Below are 12,184 nucleotides of genomic sequence, written 5' to 3'. Positions count from 1 at the left end.
AACATTACAGAGGTCACTGCGAATTCAAGCTGTATCAGCTCATTTATAGTATGGGACATAATTTGAAACTTTATTCGGGTAAACTAAAAAAAGGCAGCTGCAAGAGCTAACTGCCCTAGTGAATAAGAATAACGAAATGGTCATTCGTACTCAACCTTGGTGTAGTTATATTGTTAACACTTTTTAGAAATTTATTCAATAAAAGAGCAGTTAGCCCAGCCTAACTGCTCCATACAGAGGTAAAAAATCTAGATGCATAGATATTATATGCCAAATTATTTATTTTATTCGAGACGGATTAAAGAATTTGTCCTTATTAGGGAAATATAGTTAAAGAATTTCTTTAAGAAATAGAAGCAGTAACTAAATAAAAGAGTAGCTAATAAAAACTAGTTGCTAAGCCCTCGGGTATTAAGGGAAATCAGAAACTGTATTTACATTATTAATGGAATAGTGGGTTTTATTCAGGGGGGGCAGAAATAGTATATGTACAAACTGTAGACTGAATTAAATAAAAAATAACAGAGTTGCAGCGTAGCAAGATAAAACTGAAATGATAGAAAACCTGGTTTTAAGTTTTAGGCGTTCTTTTTCATCTTCCGTGGCAAACAAAATATATTTTCGTATTCCAAATACGAATAGTCAATTGCCAAAGGTTAATCCGAACATGCCAACAAAGAAATGAAGATTAGGGAATGAAGTAGAGATAGTAGCGGATAAAAGTACAGTTTTAATAGATAAATAAGAAAATGTTGTTAAAAGAGAACAATACATGATAGCGATAATCGATTTTTTCATAATATTTTCTTTTACAAAAAATAGTTGATTTATGTAAAAGAAAATATTATATCATGAAGCACGTTTATTGTATGTAATGGAGACAACTGAACAAAATAATCCTTTTGAAGTTAAATAGGTACCATTCACATTCAATCAGTTTTTTGAATGTAATAAGGTATTAAATTAATGAAAACACCCAAAAATGGAGAGTAAAAGTGTTTCGTAAGAAGGAGTGAGAGGATTGAATAATTTAAAGAAGAAGAAATTAAAAAAAGCAATTTCTCGTCGCACAAAGGCTATACAAAAATATGAGAAAGAAAGATTAGATAAAGCATGGATGAATCTTTTCATACAGTCAATTATCCCAAAATAAATACAGTCAGGCTAGAAAATTAAAGGAAACTAATTCATTAAAGCAGCAAGTAAGGCTGTTTTAGGAATAGGTGGTCTTTTTATTTTGAAAAGGGAGATGGAGAAATGAAGGCGTTAAAGGATCAATTACGTGAATGGAAAAAGAAATCTAAGTAAGGAAAGAAGAAAAAACGAAAAGAGAAATTTAGCACTTGTGAAATTGAGGATTTAATGGGGATGCATAGACCTTGTTATGAACTAAGACGTGGAGCATTAAGACAAAAGTAATTAAAACATAAAAAGGAGTGGTCTTACATGACTAAACAATTATCTTTCTTACCAAAAATTGATAGAACAGCGACACAAGAAGAATTAGAAGGTGTGTTGGAAAGCATACGTATACATAGGAAACTTGGGATGATGCGTAAGGAAATGAAAGTCACTCCTTCTTATGAAATACGTGAGCACGGTCCTACACATGCAGTTGGAAAACCATTAGAAGATGTTGCTATAGCAAATATTCAACAGAGCAAACGAGAAGAGTGGCTTGAAAGAATGTCGTATTGATCAGTTTCTAAATCGATTAGGGAACGGACGTGCAGGAAGCATTCAAAGAGATATTATTTAGAAACGTTATTTAGAAGAAGAGGACGTATGTGATCATATGGTTTATAACGAAATAGGGATGTCAAAGCATACGGTTTCCTCTTTTCATTGCTACCGGTAATGAGACGTTATGTTAATTGGGTTTGAATATTGTATACAGGCTAAAAACAGAGAAAACTACCTGTCGTGTAGGTTGTTTTTTCTGTTTTTTTGATGATAGTTGTTAACTGATGTCTCACATTTCAAAAAACAACTTTTTTGTTTGCTTGTCCACACCATTTCACCTCTTTATGAATTATATAGTATTAAAGGAGGTGAAAAGAATGAATGAAGATATTATTTCAATTGGGGCAAATTGTATAGTGAGAATTAGAAACAGATTCTTTCTTCTAGTAGAAATTGAAGTGGAAGTTGGAAATGTAGCCATAGAGGAATTTGTTTTTATTCGAATATCTGAGCAAGAAGCTAGAACATTGTTAGCAGGGGGTATTCAACGTTGTACTATTTCTAATTGTATTCCTAGGTCTCATGATGATTTAGAAGTAGAATTCATTTGTGTTTTAATCGTGGGTGGGGAAGCATTTGCGGTTTTTGATGTAGAAGACGATGTTGATGAAGCTGTACTTGTTCCAATTTCATTAAGAGAAGCCGAGCGTTTAATCTGTAGAGGAGCAAGACGATGTACAGTTATCAATAGATAAGAGTAAACCTTTTGGGAGCTAAAGAGGTTTCATTTTGTGTGGCTTCTTTTAAGAATAATTATGTAAATATAAATATCCTCCAGAGTACTTAACTGGAGGATATTTTTGTAGACTTCTAGATGTATTAACTACCAATAATCGATAATTATGTAAATAAGCTGTCCATATGGGCAGGTTATTTTATTTTTCCGCATAGCGTAGGTTATTTTGCAAAATGCTGGTGGTATCCCTATACAGTTACTCATAATTTTCGTACTGTGTAACATGAGTGATGGACTCTTTTTTTACTGTCTACCTATAGGGGATAATACCATAGGGCCTCTTTTTTACTGTGTTCATGGAAAAAAATTAAAAGCGTTTGATAAATAGCTGCAATAGTACATGTGGTTTCTAAAACACTAGCTAACCATCTTGGAGCATGTGCTTTTAACATTAAGACATAAACTAATCCAAAAGTAACCAAGCAGAGGTTTCTCTCCTTGTAATAGATTAAGCCGACCAGGATTTAATTAAAAATCGTCCGATAGGATTAGGGATTTGCTAAATAGGAAGAGGAAAAATCATTTTACAATTTAATCCTTGCTTTACAACTTGAAATTGGAGAGCTTGCAAATGAAACAAGTTGCTTTAAGCATTGGAGTAATAAAGGTCCTAGTGAAAAAGAAGTCATTTTAATGGAATATGTAGATGGATTCCATTTTATAGCTTCATTAGGGAACCGCATTGGATTCAATCATAATGAATATAACCTGAAATTATTAGAACATAATGCAAACATTTATACCGCAAGTACGTTAGTCAATTAATTTAACAATGTATATGTACCTGTGTCGGAATTTCGTGCAACTCAAGATACTGAGCTTTATGAAGAATAGTTGTACTCGTTCTTAGGTTTAGGTAAGAAATTAGAATAGTAAATGTAGATGTTAAACAAGGTGAAATGGACAAGTGAGGAATTTAGCAATGAAATTTTATAAAAGCGTTATTTTAAAATTAAAGAGTATCTTGGAAGAAAGGCGCTTGATGACCAAGGAGTGTAGTGAAAATGATACTCAATGAAAATAATGAGATGATCAAGAGTATTGTATGTATATTTCTAATGTATGTGAAGTCTTTATATACATTCAAAAAGAGCACGCATATAAGCGTGCTCTTGGACAAGAAAGGTAGATTTCTATGAGTGGATGACTCCATACAATAATATATGCTTGTCCAGTTAAAAGGTGAAATGTTTTAATAAAATAGTTATTTGATAGAATTTTGATAAAAAGCGATGATCATTAACTCACTCCTTAATTCATGACAATCGCTTATGTATTGAAAAGTTATTCAGCTATTTGAAATATAGTTTCATTAGGTCTGGAGAATCCATATAGTTTCCTTGCGAACTTTAAAATACCTTCTTCGCTCTCTGTTAAAGTTTCAACATCGTTTTCAAAATAACGTCCTATTAGTTCTAATTCAGACAATTTTTTCTTTTCTTTATTAATTGTAATTTGTTTTTCTTGAATCATATCTTCTTGTTTGTAAATGCAGATTTGAATGGAAATAAACATAGGTAGCATAAAAGCAAGTGTTAATAACAGACGACGTCTTAGCTTTTTATTCGTTTGTTGATTCTTATTAGGGTTCATTTGTTTTTTTGAGATTGATTGTTGTGGTGTTAAATTTGGGACACTCCCCATTTTAAAGCCTCCATTACTTATGTATAGAATTTAAATTGTTTAAAAGTATTATATATGCTAAATAGATAATTTTGAATCTATTTGGATAAAGGGGGGGATTAAATATAAATAAAAACGTTATTTGAATAGAGAAGTCCTAGATTTAGGGGGGCTAGGGCTTCAAATCTGAGCATATCTCACACGGCATTATAAAGAGAAAAGAACGTACTGAAGATAACATATGAATGTTTCATAAATGTAACAAAAAAGCGAACAAATTCTTTATTTCAAAACTAAAGAGCGCTTTTTAAAGCGCCCTATGACTAAGATGTATATTGAAAAAAAGGTTCACATCATATTTTATGTATGTTTTTTATGATGGTGCAATTTTGAAACAAAATCGTTATTTGAATTATCAATGCGAGTTTTACATTATTAAAGGAGGGAGAAGGGTGGGATAGAAGTATAATTCTACTTTTCCCTAAGAATAAATAGATTTGATTAAGGTTGAGTTATATTCGTTGTGACGCAACTTGCTTCGGAATTATTATTAAATACAAGTGTACCTTCACCAGTAAATGGCACTCTAATAACTAGATTCTTACTATCATAATCAAATTCTGTTGATAGTGAACATGATCCGCACTCAACGGAGGAGGATACAAGTTTACCGTTAGAAATATTATAAATAAGAGTTAAACAAAGTGGCTGAGTTAACCCTGTGATAATGCAAGACATTCTATTTACACCTCCTATCTTCTTACTTATTAATAGCGTATGCAAATAGTACAAGCTTTGGCACAGTAGAAGCAGATAGGGAATGATGTAAAGATAGAAACTTTTAATAAAAGCGCTATTTTAATCAAAAGGGAGAATGAACATTGATCGTAAAGGAGTACGTCGTTTATAAAAGTTAGAGAAATGGTGTGATTAAGTACGGACATTGAATACGGAATGTTTGTATTAAAAAAGAGCAGACTTTAACCTACACATAAAAGTGCTGAAATTGTTCTAAAGGAAGGAATATCTGAAATATAAATATAATTGAGAGGAGTGAAATAATAATGGAAACTAGTTCTTTTTTAGGGCTGTTCTGGGGATGGATGACGGTTATCGTATCGGGAATACTTTTCGTCCGTCCATCGGTGCTACGTGACTTGAAAAGATTAGTGGTTGAAAACAGAGGGTTTGGTATTATATATGGTTTTCTATCGATTTTCCTAGGATTAGGTACTGTAATTCTACATAATGTATGGGGATTCAACTGGCAGGGATTCCTAACGGTTATTGCATGGCTTGCATTATTAAAGGGAATTTACATAATTGCATATCCTGAACTCTCCAAGAAAACAGACTTTGAAGTAAGGATACTATCTACACGTATAGTACTCGCTATTATTGGTGCTTTGGCTTTATGGATGCTTATAGTAATCTACATAAAATAATCTTTTTTTATAAATAAAAGAGCCTGATGTGAGAGAATAGGCCTTTTCAAAAATTGCAATAGAAGGAAAAAGAAATATTTATATTGTCATCACCCTGTACCATCCATTTTGTTTAAAATATGGGGAGTTAAACTCACACATTAGTACACAATTGGAAGTATAATCAGTATGTAAAGAAAGAATGTGTGAATTATTTAAACAAAAAAGTGCTAACAAGTTTGCAAACGAACTTGCTAACACTTATACAAAATAGACATAAATTATCGCTGATATGTCTTCCTCAATAATAGCCATAATCAATTAGAACACACTAGTACGAAACGCTCATAAAACTATTTTTAATATACATGACAATAGTATAAACTCTATATTTCTTTTAATAATTTAGGGTTATATCTTTACTGCGTTAGCTGCTTTTAACCACGCTTCGTAGAATTCTGTAACTGATGCATACCGTTCTGCGCGACCTTTATTTACAGCACGATACGCTACCTCATATAATTCCTTACTTGCTTCCCATTTTATAAAAGAACGATCTTTTTCGCCGCCTAAAAGTGAGAAAGCCATTGCTCCCATATTAAATACATTTGTTCTTTCATCAATTGTTGCGTTTAGTTCAAATTCCTCTGGTGACATAAAACGGGAGGAACCCCATAGCCGGCCCATTCTATTTATGTAAGGTTTCTTACTGTATAAATCTATATCACAAATTTTTGTCTCGTTTGTATTAAAATTATATAAAATACTACCGTCATAAAAATCTATTGCTACATAGTTTTTCTTTTCTACATAAGTATGGAAAGAAAAAATGGAATGTAAGGAATGAATTCGTTCTATAGCAGATAAATGTCTAAATTTATAAAATGGAGAGTTTGGATTTTTATATTTTTCAGGAGGTGGGAAACTCCAATGCGAATGAAGACATTCACCATCAAACCAATCGAAAATTAATACATATCCAGATTGAACTGGAAAATGATCAATTAGTCTTATGAGCGATTCATGCTTTAAATCTTCATAGATAGTAACTGAATTTTTTAGCCTTTTAATAGCATCACCCGTTGTTCCTTCATATGTAATTGTTTGTGCTCCTGCGTATTTGATAAATTTCTTATGCCCATCTTTTTCTACACCAAAACTTATATTCCCTGAATCTTGCTGATCAAAAACTGCAAATACGGTCCCTAATTTAATAAGCCAATCAAAATTATGATATTCTTTTAATTGGAATGTTACGTTATTTAACTGAATTTCGACTGAATTATCTTTCATAGATTACCTCACATTTAATATAATTAAGTTGTACATTCCACTATTCGACATATTTTATGGAAATCCTATGCTAATAATATAAAATTTTATAAATATAATGATAAACACTTATAAAGAGGTGAATACAATGGATCAACAAATTGTTATTAAAGCATATCAAAAAGACTGGGGTGAAGAGTATATAAAAGAAAAAGAGAAATTTTGTTCCTTGTTAGGACAAGAAATAATTGCTGTTGAACATATAGGGAGCACAGCAGTAGAAGGATTAGGAGCTAAACCTCTTATTGATATGATGATTGGCGTAACAGGATTGCAAATAGCTGAAAAGTGGATTGAAGTTCTATCGGAAATTGGATATGAGTATGTTCCAAAAGATGCAACGAATTGGCGTTTTTTTAGAAAGGGAAAATGGAGAGCGGGTACTCATCATTTGCATATTTATATTTATAATAGTGATAAGTGGAGAAACAATATTTTATTTCGTGACTTTCTAATAAGCCATGAATGGGCACGTAAAGAATATAGAGAATTAAAAGAGAGGCTTGCTATTACATATGCTTTTGATCGTGTTTCATATACAAAGGCAAAAGCGCCGTTTATTCGAAAAATATTAGAATTGGCTAGAATTCAATAAATTTATAGATTCTTATCTAACTAGTTTTGAAACCTCTTCCTATACTTTTTATAGGGAGAGGATTTTTTTCATAACAAAATATATAATTTCTAATTATTGGAGGCAAACTATTTTATTTATTTTGATATTTCTAGTACATTGGAAATATTAAGGGGGAATTAAGCAATGAAAGCTATTGTACATCAATATGAAAAAGGATTAGAGGGGTTAGAATATAAATTTTCACCTGAGATAAGTCCTAATGCAGGTGAAGTGAAAATAAAGTTAAAAGCTGCAGGGTTGAATCATAGGGATTTATTTATTATAAACAATAGAAAAGAAATGGATCTACCATTAGTAATAGGTTCAGATGGCTCAGGAATTGTTACAGAAATAGGAGAAGGAGTTTCAAATATTACACTACATACAGAAGTTATTATTAATCCTAGTATTGGATGGGAACATGCTACTGAAGTACCGGAGTTACCGGAAGTACTAGGTGGGCCGAAAGATGGAACGTTTGCTGAATATGTAATTGTACCAGCTGAAAATGTAGTAGAAAAGCCGTCATATCTTACTTGGGAAGAATCAGGTGTTTTATCTTTATCTGCATTAACTGCATATAGAGCGCTTTTTACAAAAGGGAGATTGAAGTGCGGTGAACACGTTTTAATTCCGGGAATAGGCGGTGGTGTTGCTACATTTGCCATGTTATTCGCGAAAGCAATCGGCGCAAAAGTGAGTGTTACTTCAAGGGTAGAGAATAAAAGGGAACTTGCTGAAAAATATGGTGCAGATATTTCTTTTAATAGTACCGGAAATTGGGAAGAGAGCTTACAAGGTGAAAAAGTAGATTTAATAATAGATAGTATAGGCCCGGCAACTTTCTTGAAATATTTTGATGTATTAAAACCAAATGGAAGAATCGTGAATTTTGGTGCAAGCTCAGGAGATAAAATTGAATTACCATTACGCGCATTATTTTATAATCAAATTGATATTATGGGAACATCCATGGGTAGCCGTGAGGAATTTAATGAGATGATAAAGTTTATTGAAAAATATCAAATTAAACCAATTATTGATAAGGTTTACTCGTTAGAAGAAGCAATTCGAGCACTAAGCCGTATGGAACATGGGGAACAATTCGGAAATATTGTACTTCAAATGAATTAAAAAATATGATTTTGCAATTAGTATATTTAAATGAATATGTTATGTATTTCAAACATGAAAAAAATACGAACCGCCTTATTATAAAGGCTTACCGGCTTTATACATAAATAGCGTATAAAATTTGTTTAATAATTGTCACATGAGTAATAGTAAAATGAGAATTAGATGAAAAAAGTTTAAGCCTATTTTCATAATGGTATTGTATACTGTGTAAATCAAGAACACTTGTATGTAAGGAGAGAGTTTAATGAATTACACAGTATTTCAGTGGTTTAATAATTTTGCTGATTCATCCAAACTATTAGATACGTTAATGATTGCTATTACAAATAGCGCTGCATACGTAGCCGTTCTATTTATGTTTATCTTATGGTTTAATAATGGAAAGAAAGAAAAGGCAATTAGAAAACAATATACAGTTTTATATACGACGCTTTCGGTTATTATTGCATTATTAGTAAATGTTCTTATACACGCGGTATATTACCATCCGCGTCCGTTCGTATCACATGATGTACATCAATTAGTACCACATGCAGCAGATTCATCATTCGTTAGTGATCATTCTGTACTTGTATTTTCAATCGCCTTCGTATTTATTCTTAGAGGAGAAAAACTGAAATATATCGCGCTATTATGGGCAGTACTAGTCGGTATATCACGTATGTACGTAGGTGTTCATTATCCTTTAGATATACTTGGTGCAGCATTCTTAACACTTATTACGAGTGCTTTAGTAATGCAAAGTACACGTATGTTTGAACCAATAGCGAAACTTGTATTCAAAATGTATGCATTAGTAGCGAGACGAATTCCTTTCTTAGCGAAATATAAACATATCGCATAATTTTCCTATAAAAAGTTCCCCTTTGGACATCCAGAGGGGAATTTTTTTATAGGAAATACGAAAAGAGTTTAGAGTGCTCTGTAATCAAGTTGTACTAATTAATATTCTGAAATTTCACGCACCGTATTTTAAATATATAAAATAATAACACAAAATAACAACAGTTAGTTTTGCATTGTTTTAAAGGAATTAAAAAGAAAACTTCGAAACATATAGTATCGTAAACAAAAACTACAAATTTTAAAACGGATCTTCGTACGAATCCATTCCAAAAGAGAGGAGATAAGTATGCAAAAACTCCAAACGAATAAAGGCGCTCGATATATGATGATTGCTTTTATTGTTTTGTTTCTTATTATGATTTTGCGTATATTCTATATTCAGGCAGTAGGAGTCGTGCATAATGTGAATGTAAAGGATCTCGCGAATGAACAACATAATAAAAAAGGTGTTTTAGAAGCGAATCGTGGCACTATCTATGATCAAACCGGAAAGGTGTTAGTACAAGATTCTACAACGTATCGAGTTGTTGTGAATTTAAAAGGAAAAGATAAAGTGAAAAATAAAGATGAAACCGCACAACAATTAGCCGATGCGCTTGAAATTGATAAAGAAGAAGTATTAAAAAACTTTCATGAAGGGCGTACGCAAGTTGAAATTGGGAAAATTGGTCGGAACTTATCTAGGGAAAAGAAGGAAAAAATTAATGATTTAAAAATACCAGGTGTATCTTTTATGTCGGAAAAAGCAAGAGTGTATCCGAATGAAGACTTTGCATCCTATATACTTGGTTTTGCTAGACCAGATGATAAAGGGAATACGGAAGGGAAGTTTGGGCTTGAAAAGAGTTTGGATAAATATTTGCACTCTACAAACGGAAATATAGAATATGTGGGTACACGAAGGGGAATTCCGCTTACAAATGATATAGGTAAAGTAGAACCAGCTAAAAATGGGAATAACGTATATTTAACGCTTGATAAACAAATTAATAGTTTTTTAGAAGAAGCGATGAACAAAGCGCAAGAACATTATGATCCTTCTATGTTAATTGGCATTATTGCTGATCCAAAAACAGGAAAGGTTTTAGCGATGTCTAGTAAACCTAGTTACAATCCTAATGTAGGTGATATCGAATACTTTTTAAATGACCCGATTGCAAATGCATATGAACCAGGTTCAACAATGAAAGTTTTTACATTAGCAGCTGCCATTAATGAAGGTGTATATAACGGAAAAGAATATTTTCAATCTGGAAAATATTCCGTTGGTTCATCTGATATAAAAGACCATAATGGTGGATTTGGATGGGGATCAATTACATTTGATGAAGGATTTGAAAGGTCATCAAACGTAGCTTTTTCTATTTTAGAAGATCAGTTACTGAAACCAAATAAATTTAAGCAATATATGAATAAATTTGGATTCAATCAAAAAACAGGGATAGATTTACCTGGAGAAAGGAAAAATACTTTATTATTAAATACACAAATTCAACAGGTTACAACTTCTTTCGGTCAAGGTTCTACAGTAACTCCGATTCAATTAATCCAAGCGGCTACTGCTATAGCAAATGACGGGAAAATGATGCAACCATATATCGTTGATAAAGTTGTAAATCCAACAAACAAAGAAGTTATTATGGAAAATCAACCGAAAGAAATTGGGAATCCGATAAAAAAAGAAACAGCGGACAAGGTTAGAAGCTTAATGGAGCGTGTTATAACATCTTCAAAAGGAACTGGTACAATGTATAAAGTGGATGGTTATCCAATTGGAGGTAAGACAGGAACAGCACAAATCCCGAATCCTGAAAATGGCCGATATATGGAAGGGAAAGAGAATTACATTTTCTCCTTTTTAGGAATGGCTCCAATTGACGATCCGGAGTTAATCGTATACTTAGCTATTAAGCAGCCAAAGTTAAAAGGAGATGAGTATGGAGCTCAGCCTCTTGCTGAAATATTTAAACCTGTTATAAAAAACAGCCTTGAATATTTAAAGGTGAAACCGTATACAGAAAAACAAATAGCTGATGCAGCGAAACAATCTCAATTAAAAGTACAAAATTATGTAAATCAATCGATGGATACAATAGAGAAAAGTGTAGAAAAAGAGAAGCTACAGCCGGTAATTTTAGGAGAAGGAAAAATAATAAAACAATATCCACAGTCTGGCGAGGTAATGAGTGAAGGTGATCGTATATTTTTATTAGGGAATAACGCACAAATGCCAAATGTAAAAGGGTGGTCCATGCGTGATGTTATGCATTTCTCTAAACTTTTGAAATTAGATTTGAAAACTTCTGGTACGGGTTATGTAACGAGTCAAAGTATTGAAAAAGGACAAGATTTACAAGAAGGAGATACACTAGAACTAGAATTAGAACCGCCGTTACAACCGTTAACAGAGGCGAATACGAATTAATCCAGGCATTTGGAAAGAGTTATATGCAAATAGCTCTTTCTTTAGAGTTGCGAGTAATTTCACGCACCGTAATTTTTAGAAAAAATAATAAATAAAAGAACTAACAGTGACACGTTGTTAAATATCTGATTATTGTTTATTTACAGTTAAATTTATATGTGATAATATGGAAAAAATAAATGCAGTGAAGAGAAGAGTAAATAAAATGAATTTTTCACAGAGAGCTCCATGTAGCTGAAAAGGAGTAAAAATTCTTTATTGAACCAAGCCTCTGAGCAGCACATCGGAACCTATTATTAGGG

Annotated in this window: 10 protein-coding genes, 2 pseudogenes and 1 other annotated feature (1 of these 13 running past the window's edge); of the genes and pseudogenes, 9 read left to right on the top strand and 3 right to left on the bottom strand. The window is 32.3% G+C overall.

Going from position 1 to position 12,184, the window contains the following annotated elements; genetic code table 11:
* Positions 1 to 1,021: 1,021 nt before the first annotated feature.
* From DN401_RS01580 to DN401_RS01565, 4 genes and pseudogenes are all read left to right on the top strand, one after another.
* Positions 1,022 to 1,153 (top strand): DUF3983 domain-containing protein, encoded by a 132-nt coding sequence (locus tag DN401_RS01580; RefSeq protein ID WP_121868621.1) that lies wholly within the window; start codon positions 1,022 to 1,024, stop codon positions 1,151 to 1,153.
* Positions 1,154 to 1,446: 293 nt separating this feature from the next.
* Positions 1,447 to 1,831 (top strand): annotated as a pseudogene (locus DN401_RS01575) (ArpU family phage packaging/lysis transcriptional regulator); the annotation flags it as partial.
* Between the two features lie 229 nt (positions 1,832 to 2,060).
* Positions 2,061 to 2,438, top strand: a complete 378-nt coding sequence (locus DN401_RS01570) for a hypothetical protein (RefSeq protein WP_001001284.1) — start codon at positions 2,061 to 2,063, stop codon at positions 2,436 to 2,438.
* Positions 2,439 to 2,986: 548 nt separating this feature from the next.
* Positions 2,987 to 3,310 (top strand): annotated as a pseudogene (locus DN401_RS01565) (dUTP diphosphatase); the annotation flags it as partial.
* A gap of 453 nt (positions 3,311 to 3,763) precedes the next feature.
* On the opposite strand, the gene DN401_RS01560 reads toward DN401_RS01565, so the two are convergent.
* Together DN401_RS01560 and DN401_RS01555 are read right to left on the bottom strand one after the other, a co-directional pair.
* Positions 3,764 to 4,123 carry an FtsB family cell division protein gene (locus tag DN401_RS01560; RefSeq protein WP_149287452.1) on the bottom strand — a complete coding sequence of 120 codons (360 nt, stop codon included), beginning with the start codon at positions 4,121 to 4,123 and terminating at the stop codon, positions 3,764 to 3,766.
* A 480-nt stretch (positions 4,124 to 4,603) separates the two neighbouring features.
* Complete coding sequence (locus DN401_RS01555; protein ID WP_113305000.1) at positions 4,604 to 4,840, bottom strand: hypothetical protein; 237 nt, start codon at positions 4,838 to 4,840, stop codon at positions 4,604 to 4,606.
* A 326-nt stretch (positions 4,841 to 5,166) separates the two neighbouring features.
* On the opposite strand from DN401_RS01555, the gene DN401_RS01550 reads away from it, so the two are divergent.
* Positions 5,167 to 5,547: a hypothetical protein gene (locus DN401_RS01550; protein WP_121868622.1), complete on the top strand. Its 381-nt coding sequence runs from the start codon at positions 5,167 to 5,169 to the stop codon at positions 5,545 to 5,547.
* A gap of 390 nt (positions 5,548 to 5,937) precedes the next feature.
* Here the strand turns inward: DN401_RS01550 and DN401_RS01545 are convergent, their stop codons facing one another.
* Complete coding sequence (locus DN401_RS01545) at positions 5,938 to 6,819, bottom strand: protein kinase domain-containing protein (protein WP_121868623.1); 882 nt, start codon at positions 6,817 to 6,819, stop codon at positions 5,938 to 5,940.
* A gap of 127 nt (positions 6,820 to 6,946) precedes the next feature.
* On the opposite strand from DN401_RS01545, the gene DN401_RS01540 reads away from it, so the two are divergent.
* The 4 genes from DN401_RS01540 (at position 6,947) to DN401_RS01525 (ending at position 11,882) form a co-directional block, all read left to right on the top strand.
* Complete coding sequence (locus tag DN401_RS01540; protein WP_127063983.1) at positions 6,947 to 7,453, top strand: GrpB family protein; 507 nt, start codon at positions 6,947 to 6,949, stop codon at positions 7,451 to 7,453.
* A 165-nt stretch (positions 7,454 to 7,618) separates the two neighbouring features.
* Positions 7,619 to 8,608, top strand: coding sequence for a zinc-binding dehydrogenase (locus tag DN401_RS01535; protein WP_000644512.1), 990 nt, complete (start codon positions 7,619 to 7,621; stop codon positions 8,606 to 8,608).
* Positions 8,609 to 8,855: 247 nt separating this feature from the next.
* On the top strand, positions 8,856 to 9,455 hold the full coding sequence (locus DN401_RS01530) for an undecaprenyl-diphosphatase (protein WP_121868625.1): 600 nt from the start codon (positions 8,856 to 8,858) through the stop codon (positions 9,453 to 9,455).
* Between the two features lie 288 nt (positions 9,456 to 9,743).
* A complete protein-coding gene (locus tag DN401_RS01525; protein ID WP_001170943.1) occupies positions 9,744 to 11,882 on the top strand; it encodes a penicillin-binding protein in 2,139 nt (712 codons plus the stop codon).
* Positions 11,883 to 12,057: 175 nt separating this feature from the next.
* Positions 12,058 to 12,184 (top strand) — a binding site (T-box leader); it runs 132 nt beyond the window's last position.

Origin of the sequence: Bacillus sp. BF2-3 (assembly GCF_008368795.1) — a bacterium.
GTDB lineage: Bacteria > Bacillota > Bacilli > Bacillales > Bacillaceae_G > Bacillus_A > Bacillus_A cereus.
This window is presented reverse-complemented; position numbering and strand designations above follow the sequence as displayed.